This window comes from Bradyrhizobium forestalis (genome assembly GCF_002795245.1).
Lineage (GTDB): Bacteria > Pseudomonadota > Alphaproteobacteria > Rhizobiales > Xanthobacteraceae > Bradyrhizobium > Bradyrhizobium forestalis.
The window spans coordinates 162,964-184,232 of the sequence record NZ_PGVG01000013.1 but is presented as its reverse complement, the minus strand read 5'-3'; the positions used below and the strand labels follow the sequence as shown (position 1 = coordinate 184,232).

Below are 21,269 nucleotides of genomic sequence, written 5' to 3'. Positions count from 1 at the left end.
GTAGATAGTCAAGGCTGGCCGAAGGCCACCGCCGAAAGGCGGGGCGCAGCCGCCTTGACTACCGAGCACGATGCCGCATCCTCTGCGTTCGATCGATCCCTTGACACGCAAGACGGTAGATCTGCGCGCGCTTAAGGCGCGCTTGTCCGGGACGACAGCGGAATGTGTTGCCGCCTTAATTATCCTATTGCCGCGGCGCCCTGCGCCTCTTCGTCGATTGCGTCGGCACGTCGGCGGGCTCGTCCTTGAGCGCGCCGATCTTGCGCAAGGCGGCGTCTGCGGCGCGTTCGCCACTTTCCCAGGCGCCGTCGACGGTGCCCCACAGCGTCTCGTGCGTGGCTTCGCCGGCGAGGAACATGTTGCCAACAGGCTCGCTCAGTATTTTTCGCGAGAGCTGGCCACCCGGCGAAGCTGCCGACATCGCACCCATGACATAGGGCGAGGCGTTCCAGCGCGTCGCGCTGGTCTTCTGCACGGTGGCTGCGGCCTCGCTGCCGAACAATTTTGTGATCCACTCCTTGGCGAAGGCGACCATGGCCTTCTCGCCCTGCTCGGAGAGATCGCGGCCGAAGGAGCCGCCGACATCGATCGAGCACAGCGAGGAGCCGCCGATATTGGCGAACATCAGCGCCGTGCGCGTCGAATTGCTCTGCTCGATGAGGATATCGTCGCGCGACAGGCCGAGCGGATTGCCCGGCAATTGCAGCACGATGCGATCGTAGCTGCCGAGGCTGAGCTTCGATGCCGCGTCCAACGTCCGCTTGGGCACGTCGGGCGCGAACTTGATCGCGCCAGATGTCAGCACATTGGTCGAGACCGTGACGATGGCGGCGCGCGCGGCGATCTTGCCGGCTTGCGTCTCCACGCTGACGTCGCGGTTGCTCCAGGCGATGCGGCTCGCCGGCGTCGACAGCGCCACCGGCGCCTGCTCGGCGAGCTTGGCGATCAGTGTGCCGAGGCCCTGGCGGCAGGCGATCGCCGCGTTGCGGTCCTGCGCGCGTCCCTTGTCGATCGCGGACAGCTCCTTCAGGTCCTTGCCGGCGAAGCTCGCGCCGAGCATGAACTCGGCCGCGCCGGCCCAGTCGCCGAGATCCTTCGGCAGCACGGACGCGCAGGAGGTATCGAGCTTGCCGCGCGCGGCCTCGTCGATGGCGCGGTTGGCGCGCACCAGCGCGGCCAGGAACTGCTCGGTCTCGCCCGCGCGCGCGTTGCGGCGGCCGATGCGCATCTTCTGGCCCGATGGCGCCGGCAGCACGTCGAGCCCGAGGCTGCGCGCCAGCCGGATCATCGGATTGGTGTCGGGATTGTGCATCCAGCGCGCGCCGCGGTCGAAGGGCGTGTCGAAGGTGGTGCTATCGGTGATGCAGCGGCCGCCGACTTGCGATGCCGCTTCCACCAGCATGACCTTGCGGCCCGTCGCCATGATGCGCCGCGCCGCGGCAATTCCCGCAGCCCCCGCACCGATCACGACGATGTCGACCTCGCGCGGCAGGGGCGCGGCAGGCGCGCGCAGGACCGGCATCGCGGCAACAGCCGCCGACGCGACAAGGAAACCGCGGCGCGTGATTGTCATGTCATGGTTTCCGGAGACTTGCGGCGAACGGGAACAGCCCGCGAACCTTGCCGTATCTGATGTTGCACAGCAACCATCATGGTGAATCAATCGTGCTTGATCTCACCGAGTGATGAACCGAATTGCAACACGTTTCGACCATGATAGAGAAGGGAAAAAGACGGCCGGAAAAGGCCGTGGGGGGAGTTCGAAAATGGGGACGGTCCTGGATTCAGTCGGCAAGCTGCTTGCCGCGTACCTCTCGAAGGAGGTGCCGGGCTATGAGCCGTTCACGCCGAGCGACCCGGAGCATCTGCGCGGAGTCATCGAGCCCGGCGACGTGCTGCTGGTCGAAGGCAACAACCGCATCTCCGGCATCATCAAATATCTGACGCAGTCGACCTGGTCGCATGCCGCGCTCTATGTCGGTCCGGTCGAGGGGGCGGAGGAGCCCAACGGCGAGCCGCATGTGCTGATCGAGGCCAATATCGGCGAAGGCGTCACCTCGGCGCCGCTGTCGAAATATTTCCCCTATCACACCCGCGTCTGCCGGCCGGTCGGGCTGTCCCATGAGGATCGCACCACGGTCTGCCGCTATGCGATCAACCGCATCGGCTTCGGCTACGACACCAAGAACATCGTCGACCTCATGCGCTATCTGTTCCCGCTGCCGATACCGCAGCGCTGGCGCCGGCGCATGATCGCGATCGGCTCGGGCGACCCGACCAAGATCATCTGTTCAGCCCTGATCGCGCAGGCCTTCGACGCCGTGCGCTACCCGATCCTGCCGAAGATCACCAAGGCCGGCAGCCGCGCCGCCCGCCGCGAGATCCTGCACATCCGCGATTCCTCGCTCTACATGCCCCGCGACTTCGACATCTCGCCCTATTTCGAGGTCGTCAAACCCACCATCGTGCACGGGTTCGACTACACGGCCTTGCACTGGGCCGACAAGCAGAAGCCGCTCGAGGAGGTAGCGGGCACGTTCAGTGTGTTTCCAGAAACGCTCCGTGCGCCGCCGCTCGTTCCTGAGGCGATTGACGAAGAAGCGCCGGCTGAGATTCCGGCTGAAGAAGTGACGGGCGAAAGCGCCAACACCAGAGCGCATTTTCCGCTACTGAAGAAGCTTGCGAGGTATCGCCCGCGGCGACGAGGTCGCGCGCGAGAGATTGCAGCGTAACCCTGCTGTCGTCCCTGCGAACCGCAGGGACGACAGCCGGGCGTGCGGCGCGATCTTGCCAACCTACCGCTCCACCCGGCCGATCACCGCCATCAGCTCCGCGATCTTCTCGCGCTGGTCGGCCTTGTCGCCGCTCGTGATGGCGTGCTCGACGCAATGGGCGACGTGGTCCTTCAGGACCTCCTCCTCGACCCGGCGCAGCGCGGCGCGCACCGCCGAGATCTGCGTGACGATGTCGATACAGTAGCGGTCTTCCTCTACCATTTTCGAGAGGCCACGAACCTGGCCCTCGATCCGGCCGAGACGTTTCCCGACTGATGCCTTGATGTCCTTGCGCATGGGGTCTATATACCCCTACCGGGTATGGGTTGCAAGACCAAGGACGAGACCAGGCACAAGGGCCGGAGCATGGCAATGAACAACAACGAGCATCGTCACGGCGCGGAAGCGCAGTCCGGCTGCGGCTGTTCCACGCAAGCTGCACCGCCGGCGGCGAAGCCCGCGACCTCCTCTTGCTGCGGCGGCCACGGCGATCATGCCGGCCACACCCATCATCACGGCCATGATCACGGTGATGCCGCAACCAAGGTCAAGGACCCCGTCTGCGGCATGACGGTCGATCCCGCGACCTCGAAGCATCGCTTCGAACACCACGGCGAGACCTTCCATTTTTGCTCGGCCGGCTGCCGCACCAAATTCGCCGCCGATCCCACCAAGTATCTTGCGAAGGAGAAGGCGCCCGAGCCCGAGATGCCCGCGGGCACGATCTACACCTGCCCGATGCACCCGGAGATCCGTCAGGTCGGCCCGGGCACGTGCCCGATCTGCGGCATGGCGCTGGAGCCGGAGGTGGCAAGCCTGGAGACCGGGCCCAATCCGGAGCTCGCCGACATGACGCGGCGATTCTGGATCGGTGGCGTGCTATCGCTGCCGCCGGTGGTGCTGGAGATGGGCGGCCATCTCGCAGGCCCCCACGGCTGGATCGATCCGACGCTGTCGAACTGGATCCAGCTCGTCTTCGCCACGCCCGTGGTGCTGTGGGCGGGCTGGCCGTTCTTCGTCCGCGGCTGGCAGTCGCTGCTGACGCGCAACCTCAACATGTTCACGCTGATCGCGATGGGTACGGGTGTGGCCTATGTCTACAGCGTGCTCGGCACGGTCACACCGCAGATCTTCCCCGCCACGTTCCGCGAGCATGGGGGCGCGGTCGCAGTCTATTTCGAGGCGGCGGCCGTCATCACCGTGCTGGTGCTGCTCGGCCAGGTGCTGGAGCTGCGCGCCCGTGACGCGACCTCGGGCGCGATCAAGGCGCTGCTGCAGCTTGCGCCCAAGACCGCGCGCCGCGTCGACGCTGACGGCAGCGAGCACGAGGTCGAGATCGACACGCTCCATGCCGGCGATCGCTTGCGCGTGCGGCCCGGCGAGAAGGTGCCGGTCGACGGCGTCATTCTCGAAGGTCGCTCATCGCTCGATGAATCGCTGGTGACAGGCGAATCCATGCCGGTCACCAAGGAGACCGGCGCCAAGGTCATCGCCGGCACGCTGAACCAGTCCGGCAGCTTCATCATGCGCGCCGACAAGGTCGGGCGCGAGACGCTGCTGTCGCAGATCGTGCAGATGGTTGCGGACGCGCAGCGCTCGCGCGCGCCGATCCAGCGGCTGGCCGACCAGGTCTCCGGCTGGTTCGTGCCGATGGTGATCGTCGTCGCCCTCGCTGCCTTCGGCGCCTGGGCCTGGTTCGGACCGGAGCCGCGGCTCGCCTTCGGCCTCGTCGCCGCCGTCAGCGTGCTGATCATCGCCTGCCCCTGTGCGCTGGGCCTGGCGACCCCGATGTCGATCATGGTCGGCGTCGGCCGCGGTGCGCAAGGCGGCGTGCTGATCAAGAACGCCGAGGCGCTGGAGCGGATGGAGAAGATCGACACGCTGGTGGTCGACAAAACAGGCACGCTGACCGAGGGCAAGCCCAAGGTGGTCGCGATCGTGCCGGCGGCCGACTTAGCGGAGGACGACATCCTCCGGCTTGCGGCCACCGTCGAGCGCGCCAGCGAGCATCCCCTGGCCGACGCGATCGTGCGCGCGGCGAAGGAGAAGCAGCTCTCGCTTGGCCAGGTCGAGCATTTTGACTCGCCCACCGGCAAGGGTGCGACCGGCAAGGTCGAGGGCAAGACCATCGTGCTCGGCAATGCCAGATATCTGACGTCGATCGGCATCGAGACCAAGGCGCTCGACACCGAGGCCGAGCGGCTGCGTGGCGACGGCGCGACCGTGATCAACATGGCTGTCGACGGCCGGCTGGCCGGCCTGTTCGCAATCGCCGATCCGGTCAAGGCCTCGACCCCGGAGGCGCTGAAGGCACTGGCCGAGGAAGGCATCAAGGTCATCATGCTGACCGGCGACAATCGCACGACGGCCGAAGCCGTGGCGCGCCGGCTCGGCATCGCCGATGTCGAAGCCGAGGTGCTGCCGGACCAGAAGAGCGCGGTGGTGACAAAGCTGCAAAAGGCCGGCCGCAGCGTCGCGATGGCCGGCGACGGCGTCAACGACGCACCGGCGCTGGCCGCCGCCGAGGTCGGCATTGCCATGGGCACCGGCACTGACGTGGCGATGGAGAGCGCCGGCATCACCCTGCTCAAGGGCGACCTCGTCGGCATCGTGCGGGCACGAAAGCTGTCGCAGGCGACGATGAGCAACATCCGCCAGAACCTGTTCTTCGCCTTCATCTACAACGCCGCCGGCATCCCGATCGCGGCCGGCATCCTCTATCCGGCGTTCGGCCTGCTGCTCTCGCCGATCATCGCCGCGGCGGCGATGGCGCTGTCCTCGGTGAGCGTGGTCGGCAACGCGCTGCGGCTTCGTGCGACGCGGCTGTGACCAAGCGGATCAAGACCGTAGCCCGGATGGAGCGCACGCTCCATCCGGGCTACGCAGTAACGGATTGGGCAAGACGCGGAGAGGACCTGATGCAGCGGATCACCATCACGATCGAGGACGATCTCCTGGCGGAGATCGATGCCGCAGCCGAAGCGCGCGGCTACCAGAACCGCTCCGAGATCATCCGCGACCTCGCCCGCGCCGGCCTGCAGCAGAGCACCGAGGACACGGCGCAGACCGGTCAATGCGTTGCCGGTCTCGTCTATGTCTACGACCACGCCGCGCGCGATCTGTCGAAACGGCTGGTGCAGGAATTCCACGGCCACCACGACCTCGCGCTGGCGACCCTGCACGTCCATCTCGACGACAACAATTGCATGGAGATGACGGCGCTGCGCGGCGCCGCCTCCGAGGTCAGGCATTTCGCCGATCACATCATCGCCGAGCGCGGCGTGCGCTACGGCCGCGTGGTGATGATCCCGACGGGGGACGGGAAGCAGGCGAAGGCGCGGAAGCACGGGCACCGGCACGAGTAAGCTGGGACTTGCGTGCCCCGGACACAGCGCAGCGCTCCCCTGGCGATGCGGAGCATCGTCCAGTCAGCGGTGCGCTGCAGAGCCGGGGCCCATCTCGCGGCAAGCTCCTGGGTCCCGGCTCAGCAGCGCGTCATTGCATGCCGCGCTGCGTCCGGGACACGAGACCCGCATTCCGCAGACTGCAGCGGCCCACCCGCCCTTGCCGAAGCCGCATTCGGTATCTACCTCTCGCGCAGAGTTTACCTCAGAGGGCCCCCATGCTGGATGCCGCCATCAAGGCGCTGTCGCAAATGATCTCGCCGGCGATGCGCTCGATCCTGTGGCGATCGATCGGGCTGGCGCTGGTGCTGATCACGGTGCTGGCGATCGGGTTGCAGCGTCTGCTGAGCTGGTTTGCGACCTCTGGCGAGATCTGGCTGGAGGGCCTGCTCGGGCCGGGCTGGCATTCATCGCTCGAAATTCTCTCCTGGATCGTCTCGATCGCGGCGGGCCTCGGTGTCGTGTTCGGCGGCATCTTCCTGATGCCGGCGATCACCTCGCTGGTGGCGAGCCTGTTCGTCGACGATGTCGCCGATATCGTCGAGCGCGAGCATTATCCCGCCGAACGGCCGGGCGTGGCGCTGCCGTTCAGCCAGGCGATCCTCGAGGGCATCAAGACCGCGCTCTTGACGATCCTGGTCTATCTCGCCGCCTTGCCGCTGGTGCTCTTCGCCGGCGCCGGTTTCCTGATCTTCTTTCTCGCCGCCGCCTGGCTGCTGGGCCGTGAATATTTCGAGCTCGCCGCGATGCGCTTCCGCCCCCCGGAGGAAGCCAAGGCGATGCGGCGCGACAATGCCGCGACCGTCTTCACCGCCGGCCTCTTCATCGCCGCCTTTGTCTCGATCCCGATCGTTAACCTGGCGACGCCGATCTTCGGCATGGCCTTCATGGTTCACATGCACAAGCGGCTGTCAGGCTCGCGGCCCGAGCTGATCGAGCCGGCGCGGCAGGTGCGGTGAGATCATTCACACCGTCTTCTCCGGCCACCGGCAGAGATCATTGATCAGGCAGACCTCGCAGCGCGGCTTGCGGGCGAGGCAGGTATAGCGGCCGTGCAGGATCAGCCAATGATGGGCATGCAGCATGAACTCGGCCGGGATCACCTTTTCGAGACCGAGCTCGACCTCCAGCGGCGTCTTGCCGGGCGCTAGCCCGGTGCGATTGCCGACGCGGAAGACATGGGTGTCGACCGCCATGGTGTGCTCACCGAAGGCCATGTTGAGCACGACGTTGGCGGTCTTGCGCCCTGCGCCGGGCAATGACTCGATCTCCGCACGCGTACGCGGTACCTGGCCGCCGAATTCGCTGAGCAGCTTTGCCGACAGCGCGATCACGTTCTTGGCCTTGGTACGATAGAGACCGATCGTCCTGATGTAATCGCGCAAGCGCTCCTCACCGAGATCGAGCATCTTCTGCGGGGTGTCGGCCACCTCGAACAATGCGCGTGTCGCCTTGTTGACGCCGGCGTCGGTCGCCTGCGCCGAGAGCACCACGGCAACCAACAGCGTGAACGGATTGACGTGCTCGAGCTCGCCCTTCGGCTCCGGATTGGCCTTGCCGAAACGGCTGAAGACGTCGCGGACCTCGGCGGGCGTCCAGGGTCTTGTGGCTTTGAGCGATTTCTTCGCGGACGCTTTCGGCTTGGTCGCGACCGGTTTTGCCTTTTTCTTCGGAACCGTCGCTTTGCGCGGGACCGGCTTGCGGGTGATTTTCGCCATGATCGGGATATACTGATGGACGATGAGCACAGGCAACGAAATTGAGCGCGCGCAATCTGAAAGCGAGAACGAGCCTCAGATCTTCTCCGCGCTGCTGATGCCGCACCGCTCGCTGAACCGCACCGGCTTTCTCGCCGTGATGCTGTTCCTGAGCGCCGTCAGCTTCGTCACGGGCCTCGCTTTCCTGATAATGGGCGCCTGGCCGGTGTTCGGCTTCTTCGGTCTCGACGTGCTGGTGATCTGGTGGGCCTTCAAGGTCAATTTCCGCGCGGCGCGGGCCAGCGAGGAGATCGTGGTGACGCCGTCGGAACTGCGCGTGCGGCGCGTCAGCGATCGTGGCCAGGTTGCCGAATGGACCTTCAACCCGCTCTGGGTCCGGCTCGACCAGGAGGTCGACGAGGAATACGGCATAGAGCATCTCTATCTGATCTCGCGCGGCCGGCGGCTGCTCATCGCCGGCTTTCTCGGACCTGAAGAAAAAGCCAGCTTTTACAATGCCTTGGTTGGCGCCCTCAACGCCGCACGGCGCGGCCCGACCTATAATCCGGTGACCTGAGCACAGTCGGAAATCGGGTGGCTTCAAGCCACCCCCTCTCCTACATTTCCGGGCATGATGACACTCGCAATCCATGACCAGCGCCTGGCCAAGCCGGGCCCCCAGAACGCCGCGCTGCGCGACTATGATTCCGTGCGCCGGGCGATCGCGTTCATCTCGGAGAACTGGCGCGCACAGCCGACCATCGAGGCGATGGCGGATGCCGCCGGCGTCACGCCGGATGAGCTGCATCATCTGTTCCGCCGCTGGGCTTCGATCACGCCGAAGGCTTTCATGCAGGCGCTCACCCTAGATCACGCCAAGGGTCTGTTGCGGGACTCCGCCAGCATCCTCGATGCGGCACTCGACTCAGGGCTCTCGGGTCCGGGCCGGCTGCACGATCTCTTTGTCACCCATGAAGCGATGTCGCCGGGCGAATGGAAGAACGGCGGCGCGGGGCTCACCTTGCGCTACGGCTTCCACCCCTCGCCGTTCGGCACCGCCATCGTAATCGCGACCGACCGTGGCCTCTCGGGCCTCGCCTTCGCCGATCCAGGCGAGGAGAAGATCGCGCTCGCCGACATGACGCGGCGCTGGCCGAACGCGACCTATGTCGAAGACCACGAAGGCACCGCGCCGCTGGCAGCGCGCATCTTCGATCCAAAGCTGTGGCGGCCGGACCAGCCGCTGCGCGTGGTCCTGATCGGCACCGATTTCGAGGTGCGGGTGTGGGAGACGCTGCTGAAGATTCCGATGGGACGCGCGGTGTCCTATTCCGACATCGCCTGCAACATCAACAGCCCGAAGGCCTCGCGCGCCGTCGGTGCTGCCGTCGGCAAGAACCCGGTCTCGTTCGTGGTCCCCTGCCACCGCGCACTCGGCAAGAGCGGCACGCTCACCGGCTATCACTGGGGCATCACCCGCAAGCAGGCGATGTTGGGCTGGGAAGCGGGACGGGTGGGAGTGCAGTGAGTTATTCAATGTCGTTCCGGGGCGATGCGAAGCATCGAACTCAGGTGCGCAATTGCGCACCTGAGAACCTCGAGATTCCGGGTTCGCCCTTCGGGCGCCCCGGAATGACGGAATCTATCAGCCCGCCAGATCCAGCTTCGAGGCCACCGTCGAATCCGCGTTGAGCCGGTAGATGATCGGCACACCCGTCGCGAGCTCGCGCTTCAAAATGCCCTCTGGCGAGAGCTTTTCCAGCACAATGATCAGCGCGCGCAGCGAGTTGCCGTGGGCGGCAACCAGCGTGCGCTTGCCGTTGAGCACGTCGGGCAGGATCTCCTGCACGTAATAGGGCAGCGCGCGCGCCAGCGTGTCCTTCAGGCTTTCGCCGCCGGGCGGCGGCACGTCATAGGAACGGCGCCAGATCAGCACCTGGTCCTCGCCCCATCTCTTGCGGGCGTCATCCTTGTTGAGACCGGAGAGATCGCCATAGTCGCGCTCGTTGAGCGCGAGGTTCTTCGAGGTCGGCAGCCCCTCCTGGCCGAGCTCAGCGAGGATGAGATCGAGCGTGTGCTGCGCGCGGGTCAGCACCGAGGTGTAGGCGACGTCGAACACGAGGCCCTGCGCCTTCAGCTTGCGGCCGGCTTCCTTGGCTTCCTTCACGCCGAGCTCGGTGAGGTCAGGGTCCTTCCAGCCCGTGAACAGGTTCTTCAGATTCCATTCGCTCTGGCCATGGCGCACGAGCACGAGGAGACGTTCACTCATCAACTGCTTTCCGTGTTGTTCAGATGTCGGATAGGCCGAGCACGTCGGCCATGGTGTAGTGCCCCGGCGCCTTGCCATGCGCCCACAGCGCCGCCTTGAGCGCACCATGGGCGAACAGCATGCGGTCCTCGGCCTGATGCGACAGCGTCAGGCGCTCGAACGGACCAAGGAAGCTGACACTGTGGTCGCCGGCGACGGTGCCGCCGCGCAAGGAGGCGAAACCGATATTGCCCGGCCGGCGCGCGCCGGTGATGCCGTCACGGCCACGCTCGGAATGGTCATCGAGGGTGACGCCGCGGCCGCTGGCTGCGGCTTGGCCCAGCATCAGCGCGGTGCCCGAGGGCGCATCGACCTTCATGCGGTGGTGGGTTTCGACGATCTCGATGTCAAAGCTCTGGTCGAGCGCCTTGGCAACGCGCTTGACCACGGCGGCGAGCAGATTGACGCCCAGGCTCATATTGCCGGATTGCACCACCACCGCGCGATTGGTGACGCTCTTGATCACGGCATTGTCCGAGCCCGACAGGCCGGTCGTGCCGATGACATGCACGAGGCCGCGCTGGGCGGCGATCGCGACATTGGCGATGGTCGCCGCCGGCACGGTGAAATCGAGGATGCCGTCGGCATCCTTCGACATCGCCCAGAGATCGGCCGAGAGCGTGATGCCGTTGGCCGGCAGGCCTGCGAGCACGCCGGCATCCTTGCCGAGCAGATCGGATCCCGGCGCCTCCAGCGCACCCGCCAGCACCGCGCCCTTGCTCTCGGCAATCGCCCGCACCAGCGCCCGGCCCATCCGGCCGCCAGCCCCAGCAACAATCAAGCGCATGTCGGACATGGTGTGATCCTCTTCGAAAGGCCGTTGTAGCGGGGGGATAGAGTTCCGGCAACCGAGGGGGATCGGGGGGACGGAGGCGCTCTAACCCTCCCCTGGAGGGGTCCGGGACGAGCGTAGCTCGCCCGTGGTCGATCGCGCGCAGCGCGAGCGGGGGGGGGTGACGGTGCCTCCGCGACGAACAGTGCCCGAGTGGAGAGATCACCCCCCCCCGTCACGCAATCTCGCTTCGCTCGATTACGTGCCGACCCTCCCCCTCCAGGGGAGGGTAAGAGAGCGCGGCGGTCGAAATCTACGATTCCGACGGCTGCGGACCGTCATAGCCCTCGATGATGATGAGGTCGGCGATCGAGTGCGGCTGACGCACCTTGATGTTGGCCTGGTATTCCGGCGAGTTGTAGCAGGCGATCGCGGTCTGATAGTCCGGGAATTCGATCACGACGTTGCGGGTACGGCTGGCGCCCTCGACGGTGGTGAACTTCCCGCCGCGAATGACGAAACGGCCACCCCATTTCTTGAAGATCGGACCATTGGCGACGGCGTAGGGCTTGTAGCCCTCGTCATTGCTCACGTCGACACGCCCGATCCAGTAGCCTTTTGCCATTGTTCTTCTCCCTGTTTTTGGTGGTTAGCCGAGCGCCTGCACGATCTCGGCGTGGATGGCGTCGGCGACGGCCTTCGGATCGGCGGCTTCCACCACCGGGCGCCCGACGACGAGATAGTCCGCGCCCGCGGTGATCGCACGGCCCGGCGTCATGATGCGCTTCTGGTCACCGCTGGCGGCGCCCGCCGGACGAATGCCGGGGGTGACGAGGCTCATCTGGTGGCCCACGATCTTGCGCAGGCTGCCGACTTCCTCTGGCGAGGACACCAGGCCGTCGACGCCGATCACCTGCGCCTGCTGTGCGCGCGCCTCAACCAACTCCGACACGCTGAGCCGATAGCCGGCCGCATGCAAATCGTCGTCGTTGTAGGAAGTCAGCACCGTGACGGCGAGGATCTTCAGGCTGGCGCTGCCGCGGCCTTCGACGGCGCCCTTCATGGTCTGCGGATAGGCGTGCACGGTGACGAAGGTCGCCCCCAGCTTGGCGACGCTCTCGACGCCGCGTGTCACCGTGTTGCCGATGTCGTGCATCTTGAGATCGGCAAACACCTTCTTGCCTCTGTCGGCGAGCTTTCCGATCAACGGTAGGCCGCCGGCATAAGCGAGCTGATAGCCAATCTTGTAGAACGAGACGCTGTCGCCGAGCCTCGCGATCATCGCCTCCGCGGCATCAACGCTCGGCAGGTCGAGCGCAACGATCAGGCGGTCTTTCGGGGCGATCTCGGCTGGCGTCATGTCACCTCACATCATGCGTTGGGAAATGTCGATCAACTGCGCGACCAGCTGCTTCAACGCGGCGATATCGCCCTCGTTCTTAAGCCTGTCCATATCGTCATAGGCCTGGTCGGCAAAGGCGAGTGTGAGCTGGCTGGCAATCACATTGGCGTGGCACGAGGTCAGGATCAGCCGCAAGGCCTGGAGCGCGCGGGCGGCGCCAAGCCGGCTCTGCGAGGCACCGGCGAGCGCGAAGACGCGGTTGCGGAACACCTCGCCGCGCGCCTCATGCAGCTCATGCACACGGCTGACCCAGTCGATCGCGTTCTTGAGGAGCGGCGGCACCGAGGCGTTGTATTCGGGCGAGACGATGAGGACGCCGTGATGGGCGCCGATCATGCGCTTGAGATTGATGGCGTGCTTGGGCACGCCGGACTTGGCCTGGAGATCGCCGTCGTAGATCGGCAGCGGAAAATCGGCGAGCGAGATGCGGGTGACGTCGACGCCGGCCTGAACGAATTCGTAGGCAGCGACCGCTGCAAGCTTCGCATTGTGCGAGCCGGTGCGCAGCGAACCCGGAATGATCAGGATTTTGGGTGCGGACATCCGCTTCCATGCGTTCGGCGAAACGAGCCCGCCGCGCAAAGAGCAATGCCGGCGGAATTAATCCTTGCGATACACCCAGACGCGGGCCGGCGGAAGGTTCATCCAGATCCGTTCCGAAGCCTCTGTGGACACGCCGGGCAGCGATTTCGGGATCGGCGGCACCACCGCATAGGTGAACTGGATGAAGGGCGCACCGGGCGCAAGCGCGGTGAAGGCGTCGCGGATGAGCCGCAGCCGCGTCAGCATCGGTTTTGTGACGAGCGGCAGGCCCGAGACGACCGCGCCAGCCGGCGCGCTCAAGACATTCCAGAGCGTGTCGCGCAGGCGATAGGCATCGCCCTGCACCACCTTCGCCTGCGGGTAGCGGTCGCGCAGCAGCGCGCAGAAGCCGGGATTGTATTCGACGAGCACGAGACGCTTCTGGTCGACACCGCGCTCGATCAGCGCGGAGGTGATGGCGCCGGTGCCGGGTCCGAGCTCCACCACCGGTGCGTCGGAATCGGGATCAACATAGTGAGCCATGGTCCGCGCCAGCAGCTTGCCCGACGGCATCACCGCGCCCATGTGCAGTGGCTTTTCGATCCACGACCTGAGAAAGCGCACCTCGTCGTCGAGACGAGGCTTCTTCAACGCACGCGCGGACGATGGCAATGGCATGTCGGGACCGGACGGGACCGCGGGACCGCGGCGTGTCAGAAAATGGTCATAAAGACGTATAGGCCGAAGGCGGCACGGTCAAGACGAGTCAACTCGCCCGATTACCGAAGAAGTCCTTGACCTTGGCGAAGAAACCCTCGGATTCCGGCTGGGTGTTGCCGGAGGAGAGTTTTTCGAACTCGGCCAGCAACTCCTGCTGCTTCTTGGTGAGGTTCTGCGGGGTCTCGACCACGACCTGAACGTACATGTCGCCCATCTGGCGCGACCGCAGCACCGGCATGCCTTTTGATGCAATGCGGAATCGGCGGCCCGACTGGGTTCCGGCCGGCACCTTCACTTTGGCCTTGCCCTTGTCGATGGTGGGCACCTCGAATTCGCCGCCGAGCGCGGCCGTCACCATCGAGATCGGCGCGCGGCAATGCAGATCGGCGCCGTCGCGCTGGAAGAACTGGTGCTGGGCCAGCGAGAGGAAGATGTAGAGGTCGCCGGGCGGACCACCGCGGACCCCGGCCTCGCCCTCGCCGGCGAGCCTGATCCGTGTGCCATCCTCGACACCTTGCGGAATGTTGACCGACAGCGTGCGCTCGCGGGTGACCCGGCCCTGGCCCGCGCAGGACGGGCAAGCGTCCTCGATCATCTGGCCGCGGCCCTGGCAGCCGGGACAGGTGCGCTCGAGGGTGAAGAAGCCCTGCGACTGCCGCACGCGGCCGGCGCCGCCGCAGCTCGAGCAGGTCTTCGGCTTGGTGCCGGCCTTGGCGCCGATGCCCGAGCAGGCCTCGCAGGTGACCGAGACCGGAATCTCGATCTGCGCGGTCTTGCCGCCAAAAGCTTCCTCGAGCGTGATTTCCATGTTGTAGCGCAAATCGGCGCCACGCTCGCGGCCGCCGCGGCCGCGCTGTCCGGCCATGCCGAACAGGTCTTCGAAAATGTCGGAGAACGAGGACGCAAAGCCCGCACCGAAACCGGCGCCGCCGCCGCCCTGCTCGAAGGCAGCATGGCCGTAGCGGTCGTAGGCGGCGCGCTTGTCCTTGTCTTTCAGGACCTCGTAGGCCTCGTTGATTTCCTTGAACTTGACTTCGCTGGTGTTGTCCCCGGGATTGCGGTCGGGGTGGAACTTCATCGCCAGCTTGCGGAACGACGATTTCAGGACCGAATCGTCAGCATCGCGTTCGACTTCGAGGGTTTCGTAATAGCAGCGCTTGGCGGACGTGGACATGTCGGACTCGGTCTATCCAATCGCAGGTCAGGTCGGCGAGAAAAAGCGTTCCCACGCGACGATATAGGTAGCCTTCCGCTTCGCGGCAGAGGGCAGCTTGGCGGCGTTCAGAATAACGGCTGGGAATTGATCGATCGTAACGGGCGCGATTGAAACAGAATCTTGGCCCGTCCGTCCCGACACGGCGGCCTCCCCCGTGAGGGAGGAGGCCGGTAGCGCGTGTGGGGTGCAAGCGGTCCGCATCGTCACCCTCTCAGGGTTAGGCGGACTTCTTGTTGTTCTTGTCGTCGTCGACCTCGGTGAATTCCGCGTCGACGACGTCGTCCTTGGCCGCATCCTTCTTGGCGTCGGCTTCGGCCTGCTGCTTGTACATGGCCTCGCCGAGCTTCATCGAAGCCTGGGCCAGGGTGTTGGTCTTGGCCTTGATCGCCTCGGCATCGTCGCCCTTCAGCGCTTCCTTGAGGTCGCTGACAGCGTCCTCAATGGCGCGGCGCTCGCTCTCGGCGACCTTCGAGCCGTGCTCGGCCAGCGCCTTCTCGGTGGAGTGCACCAGCGCGTCGGCATGGTTCTTGGCATCGACCGCCTCGCGGCGTTGCTTGTCGGCCGCGGCATTGGCCTCGGCGTCCTTGACCATCTTGTCGATGTCGGCTTCCGACAGGCCGCCCGAGGCCTGGATGCGGATCTGCTGCTCCTTGCCCGTGGCCTTGTCCTTGGCCGAGACGTTGACGATGCCGTTGGCGTCGATGTCGAAGGTCACCTCGATCTGCGGCATGCCGCGCGGGGCCGGCGGAATGCCCATCAGGTCGAACTGGCCGAGCATCTTGTTGTCGGCCGCCATTTCACGCTCGCCCTGGAAGACGCGGATGGTGACGGCATTCTGATTGTCCTCGGCCGTCGAGAACACCTGGCTCTTCTTGGTCGGGATCGTGGTGTTGCGGTCGATGATGCGGGTGAACACACCGCCCAGCGTCTCGATGCCCAGCGACAGCGGGGTCACGTCGAGCAGCAGCACGTCCTTGACGTCGCCCTGGAGCACGCCGGCCTGGATCGCAGCGCCGATCGCCACGACTTCGTCCGGGTTGACGCCCTTGTGCGGCTCCTTGCCGAACAGCTGCTTGACGACTTCCTGGACCTTCGGCATGCGCGACATGCCGCCGACCAGCACGACTTCGCCGATCTCGCCGGCGGTGACGCCGGCATCCTTCAGCGCCTTGCGGCAGGGCTCGACGGTCTTCTGGATGAGGTCGTCGACCAGCGCCTCGAACTTGGCGCGGGTGAGCTTCATGGTGAGATGCTTCGGACCGGTCTGGTCCGCGGTGATGAAGGGCAGGTTGATCTCGGTCTGCGTCGTCGACGACAGCTCGATCTTGGCCTTTTCAGCGGCTTCCTTCAGGCGCTGCAACGCGAGCTTGTCGTTGCGCAGATTGATGCCCTGCTCCTTCTGGAACTCGTCGGCCAGATAACCCACGAGGCGCATGTCAAAATCTTCGCCGCCGAGGAAGGTGTCGCCGTTGGTCGACTTCACCTCGAACACGCCGTCGCCGATTTCGAGAATGGAGATATCGAAGGTGCCGCCGCCGAGGTCGTACACGGCGATGGTGCCGGCCTTGGTCTTGTCGAGGCCATAGGCGAGCGCGGCCGCGGTCGGCTCGTTGATGATGCGCAGCACTTCAAGGCCCGCGATCTTGCCGGCGTCCTTGGTCGCCTGGCGCTGGGCGTCGTTGAAGTAGGCGGGAACGGTGATGACGGCCTGGTCGACCTTCTGGCCGAGATGGGCTTCCGCGGTCTCCTTCATCTTCTGCAAGATGAACGCCGAGACCTGCGAGGGCGAGTAGGTCTGGCCGTCGGCCTCGACCCAGGCGTCGCCGTTGGAAGCCTTCACGATCTTGTACGGGACGAGCTTCTTGTCCTTCTCGACCATAGGGTCGTCGTAGCGGCGGCCGATGAGGCGCTTCACTGCGAAGAAGGTGCGTTCGGGATTGGTGACGGCCTGGCGCTTGGCCGGCTGGCCGACGAGGCGCTCACCGTCATCCGTGACGGCGACGATCGAAGGCGTCGTGCGCATGCCTTCGGAATTCTCGATGACTTTGGCGTTCTTGCCATCCATCACGGCGACACACGAGTTCGTGGTGCCGAGGTCGATCCCAATGACCTTTCCCATGGTCCTGATATCCTTCTTTTTGCGGCAGGTTGGCTGGGCCCAGAAGGCACCCGAACCGAAACCCCCTAAGATCAAACATCCGCGATATTGCGATGATTGAGGCTCATATAGGAGGGGGGGAGGGGCCCGCAAGGACCGAAGCTACGTTTCTGCCGTGAAAACATTGGGTTTTGGAAGATCATATCCGGACACAACCGCCCTTGCGGGTGAGGAATTATTAACAGGTTTGCCCTTCGGCAAGCCCCCCGCTACCGCAACCGGCCCCGCCCTGTTGCGGCGAGGCCAAACCCGCTAAAAGGCGGACCGGCCGGGCAGCCGCCTCGAGCTGCCCCGCGCGACAAAGCGGCCCGGTGGCCGACCATCGAACGGCCTCAATGTGAACCAAACAAAGTGCCCATGAAGCTGATCCGCCCCCTCGCCGCGCTCGCCCTCCTCGCCGCCTCCGCGTTTCCGGCCTTCGCCGCCGACGCCGTTTTCCCACCTGGCTTGCGTCTCGGCATGGTGCCGTTGATCGGCCTCAGCACGGCCAAGACCTTTCCGGGCTTCGAGAGCGAGGACGGCAGCGTCAAGGTGCTGATCACCGAGCTGCCGCCGGCGGCCTATGGTGAGGTCGTGAGCGCCTTCAATTCCAACCCGGCCGGCACGGGCGGCGTCAAGCAGGACAAGATCGAGACCCCCGCGGGTCTTGCCTATTTCACCACCGAAAGCGGCAAGGCCGGCGATACCCCGGTGAAGCGCTATTCGATGATCGTGCCCGGCGCCGGCTTCTCCGGCTATGTCGCGGTGCAGATCCCGGAGAATGCGACCAAGATCTACACGGATGAAGCGGTGCGGCAGATGTTTGCGAGCGCCGCCACCCGCAGGCAGGTCTCGGCCGAAGAGCAGATCGCGCTGATGCCGTTCAAGATCACCGATCTCGCCGACTTCAAGGACATCCGGACCCTGGCGCCGGGCTCGAGCATCATCCTGGCCGACGGCGATGAGAGCACGGGCTACGAGTCGCGGCCGTTCATGATCCTCGGCCTGATCGGCGCCACCCCGCAGCAGGCCGACGACCGCGCCCGCTTCGCCCAGGAGACGGCGCTTCAGATTCCCGGCGTGCGCGAATCGCGCATCACCATGTCCGAGCCGATCCGCATCAACGGCCAGCAGGGTTTCGAGACCCGGATCGACGGCGTCAGCGGCAAGGACAAGGTCCCGGTGACCGTGGTGCAGTGGATCCGCTTCTCGACTGGCGGCGCGTCATTGCGCATCATCGCCAGCGCCCCGCGCGACAAATGGCAAGCCGCCTTCACCCGCTTCCGCGCCGTGCGCGACGGCATCCAGCCGAAGGGGTAGGCGCGCATCCGCAAAGACGGCGCGCTCCCTCCCCCGCAAGCGGGGGAGGGTTGGGGAGAGGGTGCTTCCGGCAACGGGACATCCCCCCAGAGGATAGAGCCCTCACCCGCCGCGCTTCGCGCGTCGACCTCTCCCGCAAGCGGGAGAGGTGCACCGAACCCGCGGCTCAAGCCCAACCACTCACCAAAGCCGGCTGCATTTTCGGGCTTCTGTTCGTATACGAACGGAACTAGGCTTCCCCAATTGGATCATCCCAAGGGGAGGCGAACGATGCTTGATCGACGACAAATCCTTGCGGCGCTCGGAACGACGGCGCTCGCGACGCTGGCGCCAACCGCGCTGTTCGCGGCCGCATCGATCAAGCCGGACGATGCATCCGCGCTGCTCGTGATCGACGTGCAGAACTGCTTCCTGCCCGGCGGCAGTCTCGCCGTGAAGGAAGGCGAGCAGGTGGTGCCCGTCATCAACAGGATGGCAAAAGCGTTTTCGAACGTGGTGATGACGCAGGACTGGCACACGCCCGGCCACGTTTCGTTTGCGTCGGTCCATTCCGGCAGAAAACCGTTCGAGACCATCGACCTGCCCTACGGCAAGCAGGTGCTGTGGCCCGACCATTGCGTGCAGGGCACCGACGGTGCCGCGCTGTCGAAGGATCTTGCGATCCCGCACGCCGAGCTCATCATCCGCAAGGGTTTTCACAAGGACGTCGACAGCTACTCGGCCTTCCTCGAAGCCGACGGCAAGACCTCGACGGGGCTTGCCGGCTACCTGAAGGGCCGCAAGATCAAGCGCGTCTTCGTCGCTGGCCTCGCGACGGACTTCTGCGTCGCCTGGACCGCGCTGGACGCGCGCAAGGCGGGCTTCGAGGTCTATGTGGTGGAAGACGCCTGCCGCGGCATCGACACCCAGGGCTCGCTGGCAAAGGCCTGGGCCGACATGGCCAAGGCCGGCGTGAAGCGGATTCAGTCGAGCGATATCGCGGTGAGCGCGTAAGATAGCAACCCGTCGTTCCGGTGCGATGCGAAGCATCGAATTACGGTGCGCAATTGCGCACCTGAGAACCTCGAGATTCCGGGTTCGGCTCTGCGAGCCGCCCCGGAATGACACCAAACTCAGTTAGCCGCGCCGCTCGACTCATTGTTGTTCGCCGCGGGCGCGGCCTTCGCGCCGCCCTTGGCGACGCCGACCAGCGCCGGGCGCAGCACGCGCTCGCCGATGGTGTAGCCGGCCTGCACGACCTGGACCACGGTGCCCGACGGCACCGACGCATCGGGCACTTCGAACATCGCCTGCTGGAAGTTCGGGTCGAACTTCTGGCCCTGGGGATCGAACTTCTTCACGCCGTGCTTTTCCAGCGCGTTGAGCAGCGAACGCTCGGTGAGCTCGACACCCTCGATCAGCGAGATCAGGCCGGGATCGGCCGCGGCACGCGCTTCGGCCGGAACGGCATCGAGCGCGCGCTGGAGATTGTCGGCGATGTCGAGCACGTCGCGGGCAAAGCCGGTGATGCCGTAGAGACGGGCGTCAGCGACCTCCTTGGTGGTGCGCTTGCGCAGATTTTCCATCTCGGCCAGCGTCCGCAACATGCGGTCGCGCGCTTCGGCGGCTTCCTTCTGCAACGTCTCGACCGAACCGGGCTCGGGATCGTCGGGCATGATGTAGGGTTTTGACACCACGGGCTCGCCGGTCGCTGCAGTCGTGTCTTGAGGTTGCCGCTCTTGATCGCTCATCGGCTCTAATCTCGAACTCGTTTCAGGGGTTGTTGGCCCGGATATCGTGCCTAAACTTGCGAAAATCAAGCGCCCGTGATCGGCGGAAACGCCGGTCAGCCCCCCAAAAGGCGGCTGACGATGCGGGCGGCGTAGTCCACGGTCGGGATCACGCGGGCATAATTCAGCCGCGTCGGGCCGATCACACCGAGAACGCCGACAATGTGGCCGGCGGCATCCCGATAGGGCGAGATGATGGTGGAGGACCCCGACAGCGAAAACAGCTTGTTCTCACTGCCGATGAAGATGCGCACGCCCTCGGCGGTTTCGGCCCGGCCGAGCAGGTCGATCACGCCGCGCTTGGTCTCGAGATCGTCGAACAACAGGCGAACCCGCTCCAGATCCTCCAGCGCGTGCAGGTCTTCGAGCAGATTGGCGTGGCCACGCACGATGAGCTGGCGATCCTCACTCTCGCCGCCGGACCAGCTGGCGATACCCGCCGAGATCACCTTCTGCGTGAGCTGATCGAGCTCGGCACGGGCCTCTCCAAGTGCCGTCTCGAGTTCGAGCCGCGCCTCGGCCAGCGTCCGGCCGCGGATGCGTGCATTGAGGAAATTACCGGCTTCGGTGAGCGCCGAGGAGGGAACTCCGGGCGGCAGCGCCAGCACGCGGTTTTCGACCTGGCCATCCTCGCCGACCAGGATCACCAGCGCCTTCTCCGGTTCCAGGCGGACGAACTCGATGTGCTTGAGCCGCGCATTGGATTTTGGCGTCAACACGACAGCGGCGGCCCGGGTGAGGCCGGAGAGCCGCATCAGGGCCTGATCCAGCGCCGCCTCGACCGATTGCGCCTCGCCGACGGAGGAGAGCTGGCTCTGGATCGACTGCCGCTCGGCCTCATTGAGATCGCCGACCTGCATCAGGGCATCGACGAAGAAGCGCAGCCCGAGTTCCGTCGGCAGCCGGCCCGCCGAGGTGTGCGGGGCATAGATCAGGCCGAGCTGTTCCAGATCCGCCATGACGTTGCGGACCGAGGCCGGCGACAGCGGCATCGTGATCAGGCGCGAGATATTGCGCGAGCCCACCGGCTCGCCGGTCGCAAGATAGCTTTCGACAATTTGACGAAAGATGTCGCGGGAACGCTCGTTGAGCTGGGCAAGGCCTGCGCGCGGCGCGATCAGATGGATCGGATCGTGATGGGCCACAGACGGTAACTCCTCTCAGATACTCATAATTTGTCCATCCCGGACGGTTCTGACAAGCGTGGCGTTTGCGGCCTCGAAACCAG

At 65.4% G+C, this 21,269-nt stretch carries 21 protein-coding genes; 8 read left to right on the top strand and 13 right to left on the bottom strand.

The window, feature by feature from the left end; translation table 11 throughout:
• Positions 1 to 184 precede the first annotated feature (184 nt).
• Complete coding sequence (locus CVM73_RS18120) at positions 185 to 1,573, bottom strand: flavin monoamine oxidase family protein (RefSeq protein ID WP_100233296.1); 1,389 nt, start codon at positions 1,571 to 1,573, stop codon at positions 185 to 187.
• 193 nt (positions 1,574 to 1,766) lie between these two features.
• On the opposite strand from CVM73_RS18120, the gene CVM73_RS18115 reads away from it, so the two are divergent.
• On the top strand, positions 1,767 to 2,732 hold the full coding sequence (locus tag CVM73_RS18115; protein ID WP_100233295.1) for a YiiX/YebB-like N1pC/P60 family cysteine hydrolase: 966 nt from the start codon (positions 1,767 to 1,769) through the stop codon (positions 2,730 to 2,732).
• A gap of 63 nt (positions 2,733 to 2,795) precedes the next feature.
• On the opposite strand, the gene CVM73_RS18110 is transcribed toward CVM73_RS18115, so the two are convergent.
• Positions 2,796 to 3,071, bottom strand: coding sequence for a metal-sensitive transcriptional regulator (locus CVM73_RS18110; protein WP_100233294.1), 276 nt, complete (start codon positions 3,069 to 3,071; stop codon positions 2,796 to 2,798).
• Positions 3,072 to 3,146: 75 nt separating this feature from the next.
• On the opposite strand from CVM73_RS18110, the gene CVM73_RS18105 reads away from it, so the two are divergent.
• The 3 genes from CVM73_RS18105 (at position 3,147) to CVM73_RS18095 (ending at position 7,137) form a co-directional block, all read left to right on the top strand.
• The gene (locus CVM73_RS18105; RefSeq protein WP_167406907.1) at positions 3,147 to 5,603 is read left to right on the top strand and encodes a heavy metal translocating P-type ATPase; all 2,457 of its coding nucleotides are present in this window, start codon (positions 3,147 to 3,149) and stop codon (positions 5,601 to 5,603) included.
• An 89-nt stretch (positions 5,604 to 5,692) separates the two neighbouring features.
• Positions 5,693 to 6,139 (top strand): nickel-responsive transcriptional regulator NikR, encoded by a 447-nt coding sequence (gene nikR / locus CVM73_RS18100; RefSeq protein ID WP_100233293.1) that lies wholly within the window; start codon positions 5,693 to 5,695, stop codon positions 6,137 to 6,139.
• Between the two features lie 257 nt (positions 6,140 to 6,396).
• Positions 6,397 to 7,137, top strand: coding sequence for a sulfate transporter family protein (locus tag CVM73_RS18095; protein ID WP_100233292.1), 741 nt, complete (start codon positions 6,397 to 6,399; stop codon positions 7,135 to 7,137).
• A gap of 6 nt (positions 7,138 to 7,143) precedes the next feature.
• Here CVM73_RS18095 and nth read toward each other — a convergent pair whose 3' ends face one another.
• Positions 7,144 to 7,896, bottom strand: a complete 753-nt coding sequence (nth, locus tag CVM73_RS18090) for an endonuclease III (RefSeq protein ID WP_167406906.1) — start codon at positions 7,894 to 7,896, stop codon at positions 7,144 to 7,146.
• Between the two features lie 22 nt (positions 7,897 to 7,918).
• On the opposite strand from nth, the gene CVM73_RS18085 reads away from it, so the two are divergent.
• Positions 7,919 to 8,452: a DUF2244 domain-containing protein gene (locus CVM73_RS18085; RefSeq protein WP_100233309.1), complete on the top strand. Its 534-nt coding sequence runs from the start codon at positions 7,919 to 7,921 to the stop codon at positions 8,450 to 8,452.
• 54 nt (positions 8,453 to 8,506) lie between these two features.
• Positions 8,507 to 9,403, top strand: coding sequence for a methylated-DNA--[protein]-cysteine S-methyltransferase (locus CVM73_RS18080; RefSeq protein WP_100233290.1), 897 nt, complete (start codon positions 8,507 to 8,509; stop codon positions 9,401 to 9,403).
• A 117-nt stretch (positions 9,404 to 9,520) separates the two neighbouring features.
• Here the strand turns inward: CVM73_RS18080 and CVM73_RS18070 are convergent, their stop codons facing one another.
• From CVM73_RS18070 to dnaK, 8 genes are all read right to left on the bottom strand, one after another.
• Positions 9,521 to 10,144, bottom strand: coding sequence for a 2,3-bisphosphoglycerate-dependent phosphoglycerate mutase (locus CVM73_RS18070; RefSeq protein WP_100233288.1), 624 nt, complete (start codon positions 10,142 to 10,144; stop codon positions 9,521 to 9,523).
• A gap of 19 nt (positions 10,145 to 10,163) precedes the next feature.
• Complete coding sequence (gene dapB / locus CVM73_RS18065) at positions 10,164 to 10,979, bottom strand: 4-hydroxy-tetrahydrodipicolinate reductase (protein WP_100233287.1); 816 nt, start codon at positions 10,977 to 10,979, stop codon at positions 10,164 to 10,166.
• Positions 10,980 to 11,268: 289 nt separating this feature from the next.
• Positions 11,269 to 11,580 (bottom strand): DUF1330 domain-containing protein, encoded by a 312-nt coding sequence (locus CVM73_RS18060; protein WP_100233286.1) that lies wholly within the window; start codon positions 11,578 to 11,580, stop codon positions 11,269 to 11,271.
• Positions 11,581 to 11,604: 24 nt separating this feature from the next.
• A complete protein-coding gene (gene pyrF / locus CVM73_RS18055) occupies positions 11,605 to 12,315 on the bottom strand; it encodes an orotidine-5'-phosphate decarboxylase (RefSeq protein ID WP_100233285.1) in 711 nt (236 codons plus the stop codon).
• Between the two features lie 6 nt (positions 12,316 to 12,321).
• Positions 12,322 to 12,900 (bottom strand): NADPH-dependent FMN reductase, encoded by a 579-nt coding sequence (locus CVM73_RS18050; RefSeq protein WP_100233308.1) that lies wholly within the window; start codon positions 12,898 to 12,900, stop codon positions 12,322 to 12,324.
• 57 nt (positions 12,901 to 12,957) lie between these two features.
• Positions 12,958 to 13,557: a class I SAM-dependent methyltransferase gene (locus CVM73_RS18045; RefSeq protein WP_100233284.1), complete on the bottom strand. Its 600-nt coding sequence runs from the start codon at positions 13,555 to 13,557 to the stop codon at positions 12,958 to 12,960.
• A gap of 88 nt (positions 13,558 to 13,645) precedes the next feature.
• A complete protein-coding gene (gene dnaJ, locus CVM73_RS18040) occupies positions 13,646 to 14,773 on the bottom strand; it encodes a molecular chaperone DnaJ (protein WP_100233283.1) in 1,128 nt (375 codons plus the stop codon).
• 259 nt (positions 14,774 to 15,032) lie between these two features.
• Positions 15,033 to 16,934: a molecular chaperone DnaK gene (gene dnaK, locus CVM73_RS18030; RefSeq protein ID WP_100233281.1), complete on the bottom strand. Its 1,902-nt coding sequence runs from the start codon at positions 16,932 to 16,934 to the stop codon at positions 15,033 to 15,035.
• A gap of 396 nt (positions 16,935 to 17,330) precedes the next feature.
• Between dnaK and CVM73_RS18025 the strand changes: the two genes are divergently transcribed.
• Positions 17,331 to 18,272: a hypothetical protein gene (locus tag CVM73_RS18025; protein ID WP_167406905.1), complete on the top strand. Its 942-nt coding sequence runs from the start codon at positions 17,331 to 17,333 to the stop codon at positions 18,270 to 18,272.
• Positions 18,273 to 18,542: 270 nt separating this feature from the next.
• Entirely contained in the window at positions 18,543 to 19,265 is a 723-nt protein-coding gene (pncA, locus tag CVM73_RS18015) for a bifunctional nicotinamidase/pyrazinamidase (RefSeq protein ID WP_100233278.1), read from the top strand.
• Between the two features lie 119 nt (positions 19,266 to 19,384).
• On the opposite strand, the gene grpE is transcribed toward pncA, so the two are convergent.
• Positions 19,385 to 20,002, bottom strand: a complete 618-nt coding sequence (grpE, locus tag CVM73_RS18005) for a nucleotide exchange factor GrpE (RefSeq protein WP_100233277.1) — start codon at positions 20,000 to 20,002, stop codon at positions 19,385 to 19,387.
• 95 nt (positions 20,003 to 20,097) lie between these two features.
• A complete protein-coding gene (hrcA, locus tag CVM73_RS18000; RefSeq protein ID WP_100233276.1) occupies positions 20,098 to 21,186 on the bottom strand; it encodes a heat-inducible transcriptional repressor HrcA in 1,089 nt (362 codons plus the stop codon).
• Positions 21,187 to 21,269 lie beyond the last annotated feature (83 nt).

Excerpts from the sequence above, each read along its gene's own strand:
- dapB (WP_100233287.1), bottom strand. The coding sequence starts at position 10,979 with ATGTCCGACATGCGCTTGATTGTTGCTGGGGCTGGCGGCCGGATGGGC.
- CVM73_RS18120 (WP_100233296.1), bottom strand. The coding sequence starts at position 1,573 with ATGACAATCACGCGCCGCGGTTTCCTTGTCGCGTCGGCGGCTGTTGCC.
- CVM73_RS18115 (WP_100233295.1), top strand. The coding sequence starts at position 1,767 with ATGGGGACGGTCCTGGATTCAGTCGGCAAGCTGCTTGCCGCGTACCTC.
- CVM73_RS18085 (WP_100233309.1), top strand. The coding sequence starts at position 7,919 with ATGAGCACAGGCAACGAAATTGAGCGCGCGCAATCTGAAAGCGAGAAC.
- CVM73_RS18080 (WP_100233290.1), top strand. The coding sequence starts at position 8,507 with ATGATGACACTCGCAATCCATGACCAGCGCCTGGCCAAGCCGGGCCCC.
- CVM73_RS18025 (WP_167406905.1), top strand. The coding sequence starts at position 17,331 with ATGAAGCTGATCCGCCCCCTCGCCGCGCTCGCCCTCCTCGCCGCCTCC.
- CVM73_RS18110 (WP_100233294.1), bottom strand. The coding sequence starts at position 3,071 with ATGCGCAAGGACATCAAGGCATCAGTCGGGAAACGTCTCGGCCGGATC.
- CVM73_RS18050 (WP_100233308.1), bottom strand. The coding sequence starts at position 12,900 with ATGTCCGCACCCAAAATCCTGATCATTCCGGGTTCGCTGCGCACCGGC.
- CVM73_RS18095 (WP_100233292.1), top strand. The coding sequence starts at position 6,397 with ATGCTGGATGCCGCCATCAAGGCGCTGTCGCAAATGATCTCGCCGGCG.
- CVM73_RS18105 (WP_167406907.1), top strand. The coding sequence starts at position 3,147 with ATGAACAACAACGAGCATCGTCACGGCGCGGAAGCGCAGTCCGGCTGC.
- pyrF (WP_100233285.1), bottom strand. The coding sequence starts at position 12,315 with ATGACGCCAGCCGAGATCGCCCCGAAAGACCGCCTGATCGTTGCGCTC.
- dnaJ (WP_100233283.1), bottom strand. The coding sequence starts at position 14,773 with ATGTCCACGTCCGCCAAGCGCTGCTATTACGAAACCCTCGAAGTCGAA.
- dnaK (WP_100233281.1), bottom strand. The coding sequence starts at position 16,934 with ATGGGAAAGGTCATTGGGATCGACCTCGGCACCACGAACTCGTGTGTC.
- nikR (WP_100233293.1), top strand. The coding sequence starts at position 5,693 with ATGCAGCGGATCACCATCACGATCGAGGACGATCTCCTGGCGGAGATC.
- pncA (WP_100233278.1), top strand. The coding sequence starts at position 18,543 with ATGCTTGATCGACGACAAATCCTTGCGGCGCTCGGAACGACGGCGCTC.
- CVM73_RS18060 (WP_100233286.1), bottom strand. The coding sequence starts at position 11,580 with ATGGCAAAAGGCTACTGGATCGGGCGTGTCGACGTGAGCAATGACGAG.
- CVM73_RS18070 (WP_100233288.1), bottom strand. The coding sequence starts at position 10,144 with ATGAGTGAACGTCTCCTCGTGCTCGTGCGCCATGGCCAGAGCGAATGG.
- nth (WP_167406906.1), bottom strand. The coding sequence starts at position 7,896 with ATGGCGAAAATCACCCGCAAGCCGGTCCCGCGCAAAGCGACGGTTCCG.
- CVM73_RS18045 (WP_100233284.1), bottom strand. The coding sequence starts at position 13,557 with ATGCCATTGCCATCGTCCGCGCGTGCGTTGAAGAAGCCTCGTCTCGAC.
- grpE (WP_100233277.1), bottom strand. The coding sequence starts at position 20,002 with ATGAGCGATCAAGAGCGGCAACCTCAAGACACGACTGCAGCGACCGGC.